General features: G+C 38.4%; 14 protein-coding genes. 6 read left to right on the plus strand and 8 right to left on the minus strand.

Annotated features, from left to right (window positions below):
* Positions 1-202: 202 nt before the first annotated feature.
* Positions 203-4,171, minus strand: a complete 3,969-nt coding sequence (locus GQR39_RS06115) for an Ig-like domain-containing protein (RefSeq protein ID WP_165735104.1) — start codon at positions 4,169-4,171, stop codon at positions 203-205.
* Between the two features lie 193 nt (positions 4,172-4,364).
* Here GQR39_RS06115 and GQR39_RS06120 point away from each other — a divergent pair, with 193 nt between their 5' ends.
* Positions 4,365-5,699, plus strand: coding sequence for a dicarboxylate/amino acid:cation symporter (locus tag GQR39_RS06120; protein ID WP_007582590.1), 1,335 nt, complete (start codon positions 4,365-4,367; stop codon positions 5,697-5,699).
* Positions 5,700-5,797: 98 nt separating this feature from the next.
* Here GQR39_RS06120 and sohB read toward each other — a convergent pair whose 3' ends face one another.
* Positions 5,798-6,814, minus strand: coding sequence for a protease SohB (gene sohB / locus GQR39_RS06125; RefSeq protein ID WP_165735105.1), 1,017 nt, complete (start codon positions 6,812-6,814; stop codon positions 5,798-5,800).
* Positions 6,815-6,913: 99 nt separating this feature from the next.
* Positions 6,914-9,343 (minus strand): VolA/Pla-1 family phospholipase, encoded by a 2,430-nt coding sequence (locus tag GQR39_RS06130; protein ID WP_165735106.1) that lies wholly within the window; start codon positions 9,341-9,343, stop codon positions 6,914-6,916.
* 206 nt (positions 9,344-9,549) lie between these two features.
* On the opposite strand from GQR39_RS06130, the gene GQR39_RS06135 reads away from it, so the two are divergent.
* Complete coding sequence (locus GQR39_RS06135) at positions 9,550-10,296, plus strand: YciK family oxidoreductase (protein ID WP_007375386.1); 747 nt, start codon at positions 9,550-9,552, stop codon at positions 10,294-10,296.
* Between the two features lie 83 nt (positions 10,297-10,379).
* On the opposite strand, the gene rluB is transcribed toward GQR39_RS06135, so the two are convergent.
* From rluB to GQR39_RS06155, 4 genes are all read right to left on the minus strand, one after another.
* The gene (rluB, locus tag GQR39_RS06140) at positions 10,380-11,252 is read right to left on the minus strand and encodes a 23S rRNA pseudouridine(2605) synthase RluB (RefSeq protein ID WP_007582584.1); all 873 of its coding nucleotides are present in this window, start codon (positions 11,250-11,252) and stop codon (positions 10,380-10,382) included.
* Positions 11,249-11,839, minus strand: a complete 591-nt coding sequence (gene scpB, locus GQR39_RS06145) for an SMC-Scp complex subunit ScpB (protein WP_024590449.1) — start codon at positions 11,837-11,839, stop codon at positions 11,249-11,251. The genes rluB and scpB overlap by 4 nt, the downstream gene beginning before the upstream one ends.
* Positions 11,840-11,990: 151 nt before the next feature.
* Positions 11,991-12,512 carry an EF-hand domain-containing protein gene (locus GQR39_RS06150; protein ID WP_165735107.1) on the minus strand — a complete coding sequence of 174 codons (522 nt, stop codon included), beginning with the start codon at positions 12,510-12,512 and terminating at the stop codon, positions 11,991-11,993.
* Positions 12,513-12,738: 226 nt separating this feature from the next.
* Entirely contained in the window at positions 12,739-13,170 is a 432-nt protein-coding gene (locus GQR39_RS06155; RefSeq protein WP_007582577.1) for a hypothetical protein, read from the minus strand.
* A 240-nt stretch (positions 13,171-13,410) separates the two neighbouring features.
* On the opposite strand from GQR39_RS06155, the gene xthA reads away from it, so the two are divergent.
* From xthA to GQR39_RS06170, 3 genes are read left to right on the plus strand one after another with little or no spacing between them, the layout of a single operon-like run.
* Positions 13,411-14,217, plus strand: coding sequence for an exodeoxyribonuclease III (xthA, locus tag GQR39_RS06160; RefSeq protein ID WP_165735108.1), 807 nt, complete (start codon positions 13,411-13,413; stop codon positions 14,215-14,217).
* 5 nt (positions 14,218-14,222) lie between these two features.
* Positions 14,223-14,870, plus strand: a complete 648-nt coding sequence (locus tag GQR39_RS06165; RefSeq protein ID WP_076923916.1) for an energy-coupling factor ABC transporter permease — start codon at positions 14,223-14,225, stop codon at positions 14,868-14,870.
* Complete coding sequence (locus tag GQR39_RS06170) at positions 14,867-15,682, plus strand: putative RNA methyltransferase (protein WP_076923915.1); 816 nt, start codon at positions 14,867-14,869, stop codon at positions 15,680-15,682. Before GQR39_RS06165 ends, GQR39_RS06170 begins: the two co-directional genes overlap by 4 nt.
* Here GQR39_RS06170 and yfbV read toward each other — a convergent pair.
* On the minus strand, positions 15,679-16,125 hold the full coding sequence (gene yfbV / locus GQR39_RS06175; RefSeq protein WP_076923914.1) for a terminus macrodomain insulation protein YfbV: 447 nt from the start codon (positions 16,123-16,125) through the stop codon (positions 15,679-15,681). The two genes, GQR39_RS06170 and yfbV, sit on opposite strands and share 4 nt — an antisense overlap.
* A gap of 284 nt (positions 16,126-16,409) precedes the next feature.
* Here yfbV and GQR39_RS06180 point away from each other — a divergent pair, with 284 nt between their 5' ends.
* Positions 16,410-17,624 carry an acetate kinase gene (locus GQR39_RS06180; RefSeq protein WP_165735109.1) on the plus strand — a complete coding sequence of 405 codons (1,215 nt, stop codon included), beginning with the start codon at positions 16,410-16,412 and terminating at the stop codon, positions 17,622-17,624.
* The last annotated feature ends 1 nt before the right edge of the window (position 17,625 follow it).

The following is a 17,625-nucleotide window of genomic DNA, read 5'->3' on the forward strand; positions in this document are numbered from 1 at the left end:
GGCGCGAATATTTATAGGTATATCTACAAACACTAGTTGTTACAAGCTTTTAATACAAACTTTTCAGTATTTACTGAATAAACGAACAATTTTTGTCGTTAAATTAAACAAACAGGTGTTTTTAGATTAATTGATGTGGAATATATAGAACAGAAACAAAAATGCCAACCTAAAGGTTGGCATTTTTTAAAACATCATAAAATTATAGCTTAGCGTCATCAGTAACTACAATTGAAGTTGACGTAATAAGACCCGATGTAGCTTCAACACTAATTGTTAAAAAACCATCAGTTATATCATTTCTTCCATCGGCTGGCTCTCTTGTTATACCAAACGAAATACCTACAGGCACAAAACTTGTTGTATTAGGAAAGATATAACTGTTAGTGCCCGTTAGAATACCATTTTCTGAGGCAATAGTTACCTCACTCCCAACGGGTAAAGGGTTATTATAGACATCAGCTATGAATACTGTTAAACCAACACTATTAGTTCCTGTTGCTTCTGTTAAGTCTATTGAATTAACTCCACACATTCGTTGGCCTGTTGAACTAAGCACTAAAGGGCTTGTGGGGTCACTATTTACACGTACCTCAGTCGCTGTTACGCCTGTAATAGCAGAGCAATCATCAGCATAGGTTACTAACCTAAAGAAAGCTGCATCACCCGACATAACAATCTCTTGGTTTTGAAATACATTAACCAATTGACGGCTACATAGTCCTGCGGTTTCGTCTTCTTCACGACACAATAAGCCATTATATAAACTGTTTTGTTCAGTCCAAGTGCCATTACCATCAAAATCTACGAACTCTTCAAACTCATCACCAGTTGAATTGTCACGAGAACATGGGGCTGTTCCATCACTACAATCTTTACCGCCAAAAGTGCCATCTTCATTGTTATCAATAAAAGCTTCTGGGATATCAAATAAATCATCAAAGAAGTCTTCGCTATCAAAGTAACCATTACCATTTAAGTCTGAAAAAGTCTCTTCACCAATTGCATATGCATGAACGGTTGCTCGTCCACCTAATGGACGGTCAACAACTAAATTGTCCAGAGTATCCCCTTCAACAATACCTAATGGACAAGGTAACCCACCATCACATTTTTGTGTAATTGTATTTTCGTACATTGAATCAGTAAAAGGACGCGGGTTACTGCTTGTCCATGTAACACTACATGCTCCATTTGTTGTAGTACAACTTGGCTCAATAACACCACCTTCCGTAATAAAAGTAACGGCCGTACCATCTGGAACGGGGTTATTAAAGTGATCAGCTAAACGCACATTTACTGATACCTCTGTACTATCAACATTCAAACCATGTGCGTTAAATTCAGAGCGTGATAAAGAAAAGCTATTTTGATCAGCTATACCCGTACTAACAACAAGAATATCTGAGGGAGCCGTAACAATGACTGTATTACCTTCAACCTCTTCCTCACTTGATGCAATAACACGTACAGGTGTTGCAATCGAACCAGATAGTACTGATGTTTTCACTTCGCCACTGGCATTAGTAATAGCGCTTGCTGTGCCTAATGTAATGCCACCTACAGCAGTTGAAAGTTCAAAGTTAACCGTTCTTGACGCTAAATCGTTCCCGTTTGAATCGACAAGTTTGAAAGTCACTTCTGAAATTTCAGTGCGGTTAGCACCACCAGTACCTTTTAGTGCAATTACAGGCTCTGTAACATCTATAAACTGTAAAAAACCAATATTTGCAGGTGATACATTAATTGTAGTATTTGCAGAAACCGTATCTCCACCAGTAATAACCGTTGCTGTAATAATATCACCACCCACACAAGTTAAAGGGCGATATGTAGAACGTGCAAATCCACCAATACTAGTCACAGTTTCATCAATTGATGCCTGCCCCGAACTTACACAGCCCGATGTAAATTCAACCGTTAATGGAGTTGTATATAACTCACCATCTTTAGTAATTTCAATAGAAACTAGAGCCGTAGCCCCTGCCGCTAATAGCTCATCATCAGCAATAGAGCTCGAAATAGAAATTTCAATATCTACCGCAGCAATCTGAAATGCCTTAGTCAAGTTACTATCAAGTACAGACACGGTGATTTCACCTGCCCCTACATCCTGCCCAGGAACAATATCGAGTAGTGCGATACCATTTGCATCTGTAATTGCAGTGCCTGTTGAAGGAGTAATAGATCCAATAGTAGTAGTAGCGGTTACTAAAGCTTGAGTTAGTGGTGTTGTAGAGTCTTCATTAGTCACTTCAATAAATAAAATAGCTGAAGAATCACCTGAAATACTTGTTATTTCTTCACATACACTTGCATCTCTAGTTGTTTTAAAATCAGCCGGACAGTTTTGTAAAATTTTAAAATTGATATCCGCAGTGCTTTGATTAGGGTCGATAGCGTCACCACGAGTATAAAACCCTACTGTTTCTGTAATAGCTTCGTACTGTGCTGTAACATTACCGGCTCCTTCAATTGTACCTGGTGTCAAATTTAGAGCGGCAATACCATTAGTATTTGTTAGTGCAGTACCCGAACTCGGTAAAAGGCTGCCTAAAGTAGAGCTAAAAGAAACCACTCCTCCCACTACTGGGTCACCATTTGAATCTAGGACTATAGCTTGCACTAGGCCATTATCGTTAGCACTAATCTCACTTATTTGGTTTCGTGTGGTTGACGATATTAGGCTCAAATCAATTGTGAAATTATCGTCATCACCTTGGGGAGGGTAATCCCCGGCAGTTGTATATGTAAAAGCTTCAGCTGTGTAACTCGTGTTATCGCTATCAATATATTCGGCCGTTATTGAGCCTGCCCCGGCTTCTGTTCCTGCTAATAAATCAACCTTCGCAATCCCCTCCTCATTCGTCAGTGCAGTACCATTAGAAGGATTAATAGTCCCTAAGCCTGATAAATTAAATGCTACTAACTTAAAGGCAGCTGGTTCACCGTTTAATAAGAGTTGCGCCTGGGCAACAGCAGGGTTTAAAAAATCTACATTACGAGTGGTCGAACCATCATTTGCTATTAAGCTCACCGTAATTTCAGCCTTTTCAACAATGATAGATTCAAAGTCAAAGGCTTCCGATGAGTATGTAACCCCATTATTTACGTAAGTTACAGATAATTCTGAAGCACCTTCAATATTTCCAGCTAAAAGCTCAATAGCAGCTATACCATTGCTATTGGTTAAAACACTTCCAGAACTAGGGTTTAAAACACCTATATTACTAGCTAACGAAAAGTTAACACTTTGTGAGCTAACTGGAGTACCGTCATTAAGTAACGTTGCTCTTAATTCAAGTGGCACTAATGAAGTAACCATGTTTGATTGAACTTCCGTTCCATTTGAATACCCTTGCAAAGTTAAACTATAAGCAGGTTGGTTACCTTCTTTACCGTCGGATTGAAACGAGAAACTTGAGGTGTAAGTAACACTATCAATGTTGAAACTTGCTACAACTTGACCAGCGCCTTCAATTGTTCCTGATGTTAATTCTACTTTCGCTTGTCCATTAGTTTGTGTAAGTGCCGAACTTGCATTTAAAGAACCCACATTACCCGATAGAGAAAATGTTATTACCTCACCAGATACTTGACTACCATTATTAGTAAGAGTAGCGATTAAATCGATTGGAGTATCCCCTGAAACTGAATTAGTTTCAGACCCATCCCCTTGAGTAAAGCCTTGTAATTGGATCACGTATTCATTATTTGGATTTAGTCCAGCATCACCTGTTGAGCTAAACGAAAAGCTATCTGTATAGGTTGTGCCATCAACTGTATATGTGGCAGTTACTTCTCCAGCACCTTCGACAGTACCAGCCATTAGTTCAACTTCGGCTTCTCCATCTGCATTTGTAAGTGCAGATGTTTGGCTTAAAGCCCCAACCGTATCAGTTAAAGAAAATGTAATTCGCTGACTACCAACAAAATCACCATCGTTATCAGTGAGTATTGCTCGTAGGTTTAAAGGAGAATCTGCCGCAACAGCGTTTGACTCTGTTGCGTCTGTTTGAGAATATCCCTTCAATGAAACCGAGTATGTAGCAGCCTCTGTAGTGGAATCACCATCACTTATAGAGCCGTCTTTTTCAAGTGACCCACCGCCACCACAGGCTGTGAGTAAAAAACTTAGCAATGAAATGCCGAGCAGTCGCATTAAAGGCATGAACCTCTCCCTAGCGTTGTTATTATAATTAAAATTAATTTACACTTAATATTAACCTATAACTTAGTCTAAAATCACAGTTTTTTATTACTTTTTTGTGCAAAATATTTTTAAATAAATACTAACTTTTTCTGTAGTAAATATTTCCTTGCTGGTAGTCTATGGCAAATTTATAAAATGTAGATCAGGAAATATGTCAAAAATCCGTTCAATGAGTTTAACCACTCGCATCATGATTGGTATGGCGCTTGGGGTTACTGTAGGTTTTATATTTCAGGCTATATTAGCTGGTGAAGACGATTATCTAATACCACTTGGGTTATTCTCTTTGCCAATTAAAGCCTTTTTTGTTGATGGTATTTTCCATGTTGGTGGTCAAATATTCATTGCCAGCTTGAAAATGTTAGTTGTGCCTCTTGTTTTTGTATCGCTTGTTTGTGGTACCTGTAGCTTAAGCGACCCTAAAAAACTAGGCCGCCTAGGTGGTAAATCTATTGGTTTATATTTATTAACTACAGCTATTGCTATAACAGTAGCAATTACGCTTGCCTTATTATTTAGCCCTGGTGAGGGCATCAGCTTGCCATCTAATGCAACTTATGATGCTAAAGAAGCGCCTACTCTTGCCCGTGTAATTATAGATATGTTTCCTACAAACCCTTTTGAAGCAATGGCCAAAGGCAATATGCTTCAAGTTATTGTGTTTGCACTTTTATTTGGTGTAGCAATGGCATTAAGTGGTAAAGCAGGAAAACGTGTTGCTACCGTATTTGAAGATTTAAACACTGTGATTTTAAAACTAGTTACGCTTTTAATGAATATTGCCCCTTATGGCGTGTTCTTTTTAATGGCAAAACTGTTTACAACAATTGAGCTTAACTTAATTGTGAGCTTAGCGAAGTACTTTGGCGTTGTAGTGCTTGCACTGTTATTACATGCTTTTGTAAACTACACATTGCTTTTAAAAATATTAACGGGCTTAAACCCGCTTATTTTCTTAGCAAAAATGAAGCACACATGCTTATTTGCATTTAGTACCTCGAGCTCAAGCGCAACTATGCCTATTACACTTGAAACTGCTACTAAAAAGTTAGGTGCTAATAACTCGGTTGCCTCATTTACTATCCCACTGGGTGCTACCATTAACATGGATGGCACCGCTATCATGCAAGGTGTGGCTACCGTGTTTATTGCACAAGTGTTTAGTGTTGATTTAACAATATCTGATTACCTAATGGTTATATTAACAGCAACACTTGCCTCTGTAGGTACAGCAGGTGTACCTGGTGTTGGTTTAATAATGCTGGCAATGGTACTTAACCAAGTTGGCTTACCTGTAGAAGGGATTGCAATTATTATCGGTGTAGATAGGTTACTTGATATGACACGTACAGCAGTTAACGTAACCGGCGATTGTATGGTTACCTGTGTTGTTGCCAAGTCTGAAGGTGAGCTAGATGAGAGCATCTTTAACGACCCTAATGCAGCCAAAGACTTAGAAGATTATCATAAATCTATTGATTCATAAGCTACATTTATACAGCTATAAAAAAACCTTGATGCAATCCATCAAGGTTTTTTTTTCGAGTAAAAATAATTAAACAGAATCCTGAAAAAGATTCTAATCTAAGGATTTAACGACTTAAACTTAGAAAGTAAGTTTATTCCCACTTTATTTACACCACTACTCAAGCCAAGAGCTAGCTTATCGCTCAACCCTTTTTTAACTTTGTATTTAATCTTATAAATTTGGCGCTCATGTTGCTGCTCTAGCAATGCATCATCACTTGTTTTTATAACATCTACCAAGCCTTTATCAATCGCTTGAGTTGCAAACCAATGCTCACCTGTCGCAACTAAGCTTATATCTAAGCTTGGACGTTGAGTGCTTACAAACGTTTTAAATAAATCATGTGTTTGTTCAATTTCTTCACGAAATTTTTCACGGGCCTTATCTGTGTTTTCACCAAATAAAGTAAGTGTGCGTTTAAATTCACCTGCTGTTATTTGCTCAAATTCAACATCATTTTTCTTTAATATTTTATTAAAGTTAGGTATTTGAGCTATCACACCAATAGATCCAACTATTGCAAAAGGCGCTGCAAGTATCTCGTCCGCGACACACGCCATCATGTAACCACCACTTGCTGCCACTTTATCAATTACAACACTCAGGGGAATACCAGCATTTTTAATACGCTGTAACTGAGATGCAGCAAGTCCATAGCCATGTACAACTCCACCACCACTTTCTAAACGAATAAGTACTTTGTCTTTACTTGGATCGGCAATAGAGATAATGGCCGTTATTTCTTCTCGTAAACTTTCTACTTCGTGAGCATCCATACTACCCACAAAGTCAATTACATATAAACGAGGTTTAGGCTCATCTTTATCTGCTTTTTTACTTTTTGATTTAAGTTGTTTTTGATGCGCTTTAAGCTCTTTTTTGCCCAACGTATTTTGTAAAAAACTCTCTTTAAGTTCAACTAACTGCTCTGATATATCGTCAATTTGTATTTCACCTTTTTTGGCCTTTGGCTTAACCGCAGCGCCAACTATTAGCATTAAAATAACTGCTATAGCGATAACAAAAGTAACTGTTTTGGCAAAAAACAAACCGTATTCGTATAAAAATTCCAACTGGTTTCTCCATTTATAAATTTCAGCTAATTTAGCATGCTTTAAAGCAAAAAAAGCCACTTTTCAGTGGCTTTTAAAGGTTAATTATTTTACTGGTTATTAATCAGTCACAACCTCAGGGTTGGAAACTAATAACATCCGTCCGCGAGCAGCTAAGTAAGTAGCTACTTGCAACTGCATTTCTGCATTAGCGGCAGCACTGCCTTCAACAGTTGCAGCCTGTGCAGCATCTTGAGCTGGTGTTAATATAGAACCATGATGCCCTTTAGTAAATTTAACTAAGTAGCTTGCTGGTGTTTCACTCAATGCTTGCGAAGAACTTACTGTCTCAAGACCCATCAAGTTAGCTAATGGAATTGTGCCAGAAATAGGATTATTAGCTGCCATTGGTGGTATCACTTGGTCAGGCTTGTTATCAACACCATCACCCACAACAACATTAGTATAAACAGGAGTACCTAATGCTTTCACAGTGGCTGCGTAGTTAGTTGGATCACCACTATCTAGCGCTGTTTGCGCCGCAAAAGCAAACTGTGTAAATACACCTTGAATGTTAGTAAGTTTAGTCGTTTCACCCGCAGTGGTAAGTGATGCAATATATTCGTTGTAACCACACGTCAAGTAAGCTTCCATGTCTGGTATTAATGAGCCACAGTTAGAAACTGCATCTCCTTGTAAGTATGCAGTAAATTCATCAGCTTCTGTTGTACCCGCTTGTGAAAGTACTGAACCTTGAATAAATGGACCAAACGCAGCAGATTCAAGTAAGAAGCTTGCTATACCGCCACCACCACTTGCAAGAGCTACCGTGTTTACATTAAATAGCGGATCAAGCGTTTCTGCCATTGGCGTATTAGCTTGAGCAATAAATGCTGGAGCAACAATAGAACCTAGCGAATGCCCAATGTAGGTAACGTCTTTACTATTAATAGTTGTATCGTTAATAAAATTTAAGCCTAAACGAAGGCCTAATAAATCAGCAGCCGATTGACGTAAGCTATCACGTGCAACAAGTAATGAACTTAAGTTCATGTAACTAAGCACAGAACCCGTTGTTGCATTAAAGTCGTCTGTTCCATCACCATCAACATCTATTCCGCGCTCACCATGTCTTGGATGGTCAATAGCAACCGTTGCAAAGCCTTGAATAGAAAGCTGCGCAGTTAAAGCAAGCATACTTTCTTTTTGTGTTGTAATACCGTGCTGCATAATCACAACAGGCCATCCACCTTCAGGCATTGCGATAGGATCTAATTGTAACTGTGCACGGACACCATTAATTATCGGTAAAATAGGTTTAGTAACTTGCACTGGCACATTTGCCATGCTTTGTACTTTTGGAATTGAGTTGTATTTTGTCAAATGACGTGTGCTGTCTAGTCCTAAGTCACGTAATTGTCCGTCACTTAATGCAGAACATAAACCATCATTTTCACTAATAGGATCTGTCGGAAATGCATCGCCTGCAACGGCCTTATAACCAATTATTGCCACCGCGTTATCACACATACCTTGCCAATATGTATCACTTAAATCACTAATATCAGTACCCGTTGGCGTACCTAAATACATCGGTAACATAATGCTACCTTTTTGATATTGCACACCAGAGAAAGCAGCAGAGGCTTCTACACCCTGAGAAGCAAATACTTGTTGTACATTTACCATAGGCTGTTCAGGAACTTGAAGCGCAGGCGTTGGTAACGCAGGCTGTTGCAAGCTTGCAGCTAGCAATTTTTTAATTGTCCCGAGTACCGGGCCTGCTGATTGAATAGTCATCGCACTAGAAAAAATAATATCTTCTTTTGCGATATCTCCTGAACTTACAACTACATTTTCGTAACTGTTAACAGCACCCTGCAAACCAAGTTGAGCTTCTGTAATTAATGGCGCTTCTTGTTTAACCAGCCCATAAGTAGAAGAAGGCTCAATAGAACGCCCTAATGAATCTTTAAGATCAGTAGTTAATACATTGATGTATGAGCTACCTGCCGTAAATGGTTTTAAAGGAATAATTGCAACGCCATCACCTGAAGCTTGAGTTACAAAGTCAACACCAAAAGTAAGCTCACCGATCAATTTACAAGCAGTACCGGCAGCTACAACTGAACATTCTGCATCAGTTAAACTTGCACCCATTACAACTTCAAAAATTCTTACTGTACCAGGGGTCCCAGCAGACGCTTCATCTAAACTCACATTTGGTGGGAATGTTAAATCGATTTTATAAGGAACCTGCGAAGACCAACCATCAAGTGCACCTAGTGCAAGTTGGGGGTTTGCATAAGCTGCGCGCGAAATAGACACATTGTTGTCATCTAATTCACCAGGAATATTAAGTGTACCGTCTTGAGTTCCACTCATTAATAAATCATTAGGTACCGATAAGATACCTGCTGCTGGATCAAATGTAACTGTTGCTGTTGGGATAACTGGTGCTGTGTCGTTTTTGACATCTGTTAACGTTTCTCCACCGCCACAACCTGCTAAAGCAGCTGTAACCGAGAGTGAAAGTAGCATTTTTTTCATATTGTTGGCTCCGCACGTATTTTATTTTTATAGTGTGTTTAATCAGTGTATTAAGTTAAAACAATGTAATCAGGTTATTAATGAGACATTAGACCAGTTAAACTTAACGTAAAGTTTCTATTTTCGCCACCTAATTTTACAATAAATTCGATTACTTCACGTTTCGCTATGTTAAAATCAAAAAAATTATATGAATTGGTACTTTTATGCACACATATCAAGCAGCTGAAAACGCACTTAAAGATAAAGTTATTTTAATAACAGGCGCCGGTGATGGTATTGGCCGAGTTGCAGCAATTACGTATGCAAAATACGGCGCTACAGTTATCTTATTAGGAAAAACAACTAATAAACTTGAATGTGTTTACGATGAAATTGTTAATGCTGGCTACCCTAAACCTGCAATAGTCCCTATGGATTTAAAAGGCGCAACGAAGCAAAACTACCGTGACCTTGCTGCAACAATCGAATATCAGTTTGGACGCCTTGATGGGTTGCTTAATAATGCAGGTATTTTAGGGTCACTCGGTCCGCTTGAACATTTTTGCTCATCTACGTTCGAAAACATAATGAAAGTAAACGTGACTGCACAAGCAATGATCACTAAAGCACTTTTTCCTGTTCTTCGTAAGTCTGATAATGCATCGATAGTATTTACGTCATCAGGTGTAGGCCGCAAAGGTCGTGAATTTTGGGGGCCTTATGCCATCTCAAAATTTGCAGTAGAAGGTATGATGCAAACATGGGCATGTGAAGTAGGTAAAACGAATATTCGTGTAAACTGTATTAACCCAGGCGCTACTCGCACTTCAATGCGAGCTGCTGCATATCCAGGTGAAGATAGAGACGCACTTGCTACACCAGAGGATTTAATGCCTACATATTTATATTTAATGAGTGACGATTCAAGTGAAGTGAATGGCGAATCGTTAGATGCTCAAGTAAAAAAGTAATTTAGAGTTTAAATAGTTTAAACAACACACATTAAAAAAGCCGCAATTAGCGGCTTTTTTGTGTTCAATAAATAACTAATTAATTATTTACGTTTAGTCGGCTTAACACGCTGATTGTGTTTTTTAACTGCTTTACGGATTTGGTTGATTTTAGCGCGTTTATCTTTGCGTTTTTCAGGCATAACAGAAAGCTTAGTTTGTGTTTCGCGGCCTAATTTAACGGTTTTACGCAAGTAGTTAACTGTTTCTAAATCATACTCCATCCAACCACCTTGTGGCACGCGCTTATCAAGCTCTAGTTTACCGTAACGAATACGAATAAGACGAGATACTTCCGCATCTTGAGACTGCCATAAACGACGAACTTCACGGTTACGTCCTTCATTTAACGTTACGTTAAACCATCGGTTAACGCCTTCACCACCCATAGGGGTAACAGTCGTGAATTTAGCTGGACCATCTTCAAGCTCAACACCGCGTAGTAAGTTTTTAACCGTTTCATTGGTTACTTCACCAAATACACGCGCAGAGTATTCACGCTCTACTTCATAGCTTGGGTGCATTAAACGGTTTGCCAGTTCACCATCGTTTGTAAAGAGCATCAAACCTGATGTATTAACGTCTAGTCGACCAACCGCAATCCAGCGATCGCCATCAATACGCGGAAGTCGATCAAATACAGTACGACGTCCTTCAGGATCTTTACGTGTGCTTAACTCACCTTCTGGTTTGTTATACATAATCACACGACAGATTCGGTCTGCTTTTTCTTCAATTTTTACACTGTGTCCGTCAACACGAATCAAATCGGTTTCTTCAACACGGTCACCTAACTTTGCCACTTTACCGTTTACACTAACGCGGTTTGCGTCAATGTATTTTTCCATTTCACGGCGTGAGCCTACGCCTGCACGGGCTAAGACTTTTTGTAACTTTTCACCTTGTATAATACTCATTCGGATGGTTCTCTCACAGAAGGATCGCTCAATAACTGGTTAATTTTACTTTGCTGCTCTGTTGGCAACGCAGGTAAATTTTCAAGCCCAGTTAACGAAAAATAATCTAAAAATTGCTTAGTAGTTGCATATAAAGCCGGCTTACCCGGAACCTCTTTATGCCCTACCACTTTAACCCACTCTCTTTCGAGTAAGGTTTTAATAATATTCGAACCCGTAGTAACACCTCTTACTTGCTCAATTTCGCCGCGTGTAATGGGCTGCCTGTATGCAATAAGTGATAATGTTTCCAGTAAAGCACGCGAGTATTTTGGTGCACGTTCTTGCCACAAGTTATTTAACCAAGGGCTTAAACTACTGCATGCCTGAAACCGATACCCACTACCAACCTCAACTAAGCGAATACCACGAGTTTGAAAATGTTCTTGTATTGTATCTATTGCGTCATTTATTCGTGCCATAGAAATAGCTAAATCTATTAATACGATGTCTTTAAGGTGGCGTTTACTAACAGGCTTATCTGCAACAAAAATAGCTGCTTCAATGATCTCAACTAGTTGTTCATCACTAATTCGTCGACCCGCCATACACACTCTTAACAAATAAAAATACACAGCCATCTATTATGACAGAACAACACCAAACTAGGAAAATATATCTATCAAATAACTAAATTTAAAACACAAAAAAGCCAGTGACTAGCACTGGCTTCTTTGTTGCTTATTAAAATGACAACTATTAGCTGTGTTTAATGGCTTCTAATGCATCATCTTCAGCTACTGCGTTACCGTATTTTTTAATGTAACCCATAAACTCGCTTTTACTGATCCGCTTATCTTGGTTTTTATCCATATAACCAAAATGATTTGAAATATCATCATCGTTACCTTCAACTACCGAGATATAGCCATTACTGTCGTTATCTAGACTTGCAAAGCTGCTTTCAATTTTATCGAATTTAGCAATTTCAGCTTTAAATGCCGACTCACTTACTTCAGAATCAGTAGCTACTTTACCATTGTTTAACTTCATGTAAGTGTTAAATTCTTTGCGGCTAATTTCGTTATCCATATTGGTATCAATATTTGAAAAGTGACTCCAAATGCTATCGTCATCAGCTTCAACTTTTGAGATGTAGCCATCGCTATCATTATCTAAACTTGCAAAGTCACTGTCTATTCTTTCAAGACCTTGATTAGATGAACAAGCCGCTAGGCTTAATGATGCTAAAATAGTGGCTGCTAATGTTAACTTTTTCATAAGACGTATCCTTCGTAATCAATTAAATGTCACTTTAACTAATACAAATCCAATGCCAACAATAGTTAACTTATAATAATCAATAACTTAATCTCAATCGGTATATTTATTAAGCAGTTTCAATAAATTAAGCTTGCAAGCTTTGCAAACTACCTTGTAATTTTTGCAAAAAAATACCCGGTAAAAACCAGGTATTTCAATTTTACTTATATAGTTAAGCTAACAATTAGATTGCTGCGTTTTGGTAGCGCTTAACAAACTCAGTAACGTTTTGACCATTACATTTTAATGAGTTCAGGTTACCAATTTTTTGACGAACAGGTGCTAAACCTTGTTTTAAAGCCGTCATACATAGTTGAGTTTCTTGTTGAGCGTCTTTTGCAAATACTTCTACTTTCTCAACTGATGCGTTGCTTAATGTCGTTTTTTTAGCAATATCACGAATATCTTCGCCATTACATAAAATGCTTTTAGAAAAACGAGATAGGTAAACACCGTGCTGGGCAGCTTCTTTACGAGCAACGCTAAAGCCTTCGTTTGCACTTAGTACGCATAACTTAGACTCAATTTTGTTATCTTGGCTAAAGTAAGTATTGCTTTGTGCTGACGCAGTTGCAGATGCTAGTAAAGCAGTGGCTAAAAGTAGTTGTGTTTTCATGAGAGATCCTATTTGAACGAGCTAAACAAGTGAATTTCGCGCATTATATATTCAATAAAGTTAAGTTCAATTGAATTTTTTATTTATTTAAATAATTAATATTGTATTCACAATCTTCAAACTTTACCCATCATTTGATCAACATTTACGCAGCTATTATCTCAATTCAGTCATGTTATGTACGCGTATTTACTGATACAATTTAAGCTATTAAATAGAACCAATTTTAAGGTAAATTTTATGAAAGTGATTTCTTTCAATATCAATGGTCTGCGTGCTCGTCTTCACCAATTACAAGCAATTATCGACAAACATCAACCAGACGTTATTGGCTTGCAAGAGATTAAAGTTCACGACGAAGCATTCCCATTAGAAGATGTACAAAAAATGGGATATCACGTCTACTTTCATGGTCAAAAAGCGCATTATGGCGTAGCTATGTTATGCAAAAAAGAGCCTAAATCGGTCTTAAAAGGTTTTGCCACCGATACAGATGAATCGCAAAAACGCATGATAAGCGTCACTATTGAACAAAAAAACGGTCGCGATCTTACTGTCATGAATGGCTATTTCCCACAAGGTGATAATATTAATCACGAAACTAAATTCCCTTATAAACGTCAATTTTATAAAGATTTAATGACACACCTTGAAACCAACCACACACCCGATCAAGATGTAATTGTCATGGGTGATATCAACATATCACCCACCGATTTAGATATTGGTATTGGCGAAGTAAATGCTAAACGTTGGTTAAAAACAGGTAAATGTTCTTTCCAACCGGTAGAGCGTGAATGGCTTGCAACATTACTTAATTGGGGTTTTAAAGACACATTTAGAGAGCAAAACCCCGAAACAGACGATCAATACTCGTGGTTTGACTATCGCTCTAAAGGGTTTGTAGATAATCGAGGACTTCGTATAGATGTCGTCCTTGCAACCAATGAGCTTGCAGCACGCTGCATAGATACCGGTATTGATTACGAACTCCGCGGTATTGAAAAACCGTCAGACCATGCCCCTATATGGTCAACATTTAAGTAATTATTATGCTCAGCCTAACAATGCAGGGACTGCTTTGGTCCCTTGTAATTATCATTGCTATTTTAAGCTTTGATAAAAAAACATATAAAACATTACTTAATACGCCAGTCCGTCAAACTGGCGTGCTTGCGTGTGCGTTAGTGTTTGCAATGCTTTGGCGAATAAAGGCAGGAATTTTAACGGGCCTTGATTTGCACATACTAGGTGTTACGGCCGCGACATTAATTTTAGGCTGGCGATTGACTATTTTAAGTAGCCTACTTGCCACAGCACTGCTCGCTGCCTTTGGTCAAATTGAACTTGAGCTGTTACCAGTACAACTGCTTATTGGTGCGTTTATTCCTATTTTATTGAGCTATCTTGGCTTTATAATTAGTTACCAATATTTACCTCGTCATTTTTTTGTTTATATATTTGTTTGTGCGTTTATAACCGCGGGATTTATAGCCTGTATAAAAATAAGCCTAGGTGCTTTATTTTACTTAGCTATAGGGCAATACAATTGGCAAGAACTTGCAGATAACTACGTTTATCTAAGTGCCATAATCTGGTTTCCTGAAGCAATGCTCAACGGCATGGCTATAACGATTATGATCACCTATCGCCCGCATTGGGTAAAAACTTTTTACGATAAGGACTACCTAGGCTCATGAGTCTACAATATCAATGCCCGCTGTGTACCCTAGCACTTTTAAAAGCTGATTCAACACTTCGTTGTGCTAATAACCATAGCTTTGATTTTGCCAAAGAAGGTTATGTTAATTTACTGCCTGTGCAACAAAAAAACTCAAAACAACCGGGTGACTCACTTGAAATGGTACAAGCCAGACGCGCATTTTTAGAGCGTGGTTATTATGGCTTCTTGCAACGAAATCTTAGCGACATAGTTAGTAATATAAGTGCAAATACAGTAATTGACTTAGGATGCGGCGAAGGATTTTATACCCAAGCAATAGCAAGTAAAACAAATGCTATAGTATATGGTGTCGATATTTCAAAATCAGCGGTTAAATATGCAGCAAAGCGCTACCTTAATTGCCATTTTAGTGTGGCATCAATCAGCCAAGCGCCCTTTAAAAGCCAATTTGCCGATGTACTTGTTAGCGTATTTGCACCTTTGTTTGAGCAAGAGCTCGAACGCCTTGCAAATCAAAACGCAACATTAGTGGTTGCAAGCCCAGGCCCTTGTCATTTAAAAGAGCTAAAATCGTATATATATTCAGAAGTAAACGAACATACTGAAATATCCACTCCAAAAGGGTTTCAAAAATCGGAACAGATCCTTTTAACAGAGCATGTAGCACTTAGCTTTACTGATATTAAAAACTTAATAATGATGACACCATTTGCATGGAAATTTAGACCCGAGCACTGGACTGCACTCGAAGAAAAAGGTGAACACACTGTCACCTTATCATTTTATATTACTCAGTTTACCAAAATAGATAATGGTATAACTCTCTAAAACTGCTCTTTAGTAAATGCCCTGTCCATTTTTTCAAACATATCTTTAAGTAAATTGGCAAGCTCCATATAACGGGGCTTGTTTTCACTTAACTGCGCTTGATATCCATTAGCTGCCATTTTAGTGTACAGCTCGTTATACCATTTTTGCATCGCAGGCTCTAAAGGCGTTTGCGCTCGCTTACCTAACCAAAATAGACCTTGTAATGGTAGAGATATAAAAAATAACGCACTCGCAATGGCTTGTGGTAAAAAATCAGAGCCTAAGTAATTTAGCTGAAAAAACAATGTTAGCATGGCTAAGATTGGCATTACTGTAATGGCAAGCTCAGTCGCTCTGATCACTCTAAACTCTAAAAACAAAGGCGCAAGCTCTTTGCGCATTGGCCATTTTTTACCATACAAACGGCCAGTTTGTAGTTGTGACATCACACTTTTTTGCATCATGACTCCTCACAGATACTGCTTTTAAATACAATGGAAAAACGAGCTATACACAAAGTGTAACACAAAATGAAGGAGTTACACTTTCTCAGTAAAACAGCTTAAATTTACCTTTTAATGGCGAACAATCCTAACTTAAACATCTTAATTAAGGTAAAGTATTTAACATTGCGTTAACCACTTTGCAGTTGAACACTCAACTGTCTTAGCTTTATTTAATACCGTAAGTGTAACGATTACGTACTAACGTTTACTTACTAAATTTGTTTATGGAAATTGAATCTATGCCAGCAACCTCTCCTGAATCACAACACGTTTTAGTTTTAAATTGTGGTAGCTCTAGCTTAAAGTTTGCCATTATTGATGCGAACGATGGTCACGAAATTATTTCAGGCCTTGCTGAACGCTTAGGCGCTAAAACACCCTCTATTAAATACAAATTTAATGGTACTAAAACAGTTATCGACTTAGCGGCTAATCAAGCACATGCTGAGGCTATAAATACGCTTGTAAGCTTAATAAAAGATCACAACTTAGACGAGCAACTTATCGCAGTGGGCCATCGTGTTGTACATGGCGGCGAGCACTTTACGCAATCCGTATTGATTGACGAAAAAGTAATTGCAGGCATTACACAGTCTGCAACGCTTGCGCCGCTTCATGGGCACGCTAATTTACTAGGTATATCATCGGCGCAGGCATCGTTTGAAGGTTTGCCACAAGTCGCGGTGTTTGATACTGCATTTCACCAAACTATGAATGAAGTTGCCTTTCTTTACGCTCTTCCATATAAGTTGTACACCGAGTTTGGTGTTAGGCGTTATGGTTTTCATGGCACAAGTCATTTTTATGTTGCAGGGCAAACAGCAAAGTTACTTCAGCAACCTATCGAGCAAAGCAATTTTATTAGTGCCCACTTAGGCAACGGTTGTTCTGTATGCGCTATTAAAAATGGTAAGAGTGTTGATACCAGCATGGGACTAACGCCTCTAGAGGGGCTGATAATGGGCACTCGTAGCGGCGATATTGACCCTGGTTTATTTAATTTTTTAACCACTCAACTTGATTACACAGCCCAGCAAATTGATAACCTACTAAATCAAAAAAGTGGCTTGTTAGGTATTAGCGAGCTTTCTAACGATTGCCGTACCATTGAAGAAGCCGCTATGGTCGGTAATAAAAAAGCGATACTCGCAATTGAAATGTTTTGCTACCGCCTTTCAAAACAAATTGCAGCGTATATGGTGCCATTACAGCGCCTTGATGCTGTTATATTTACTGGTGGTATTGGTGAAAACTCAGATATTATTCGTGAAAAAGTAATTACACAACTTGCCTTTTTAGGCATTAATTGTAATCCGCAAGCCAACCTCAATGCGCGCTTTGGTCAAGAAGGCGTTATTAGCTGTAAAAATTCACACATCAAAGCAGTTGTAATGCCAACTAATGAAGAATGGGTTATTGCCCTTGATGCTGCAAATATTGTAAAGGAGCTTTAAT

Origin of the sequence: Pseudoalteromonas sp. C8 (assembly GCF_011378685.1) — a bacterium.
Classification (GTDB): domain Bacteria; phylum Pseudomonadota; class Gammaproteobacteria; order Enterobacterales; family Alteromonadaceae; genus Pseudoalteromonas; species Pseudoalteromonas arctica.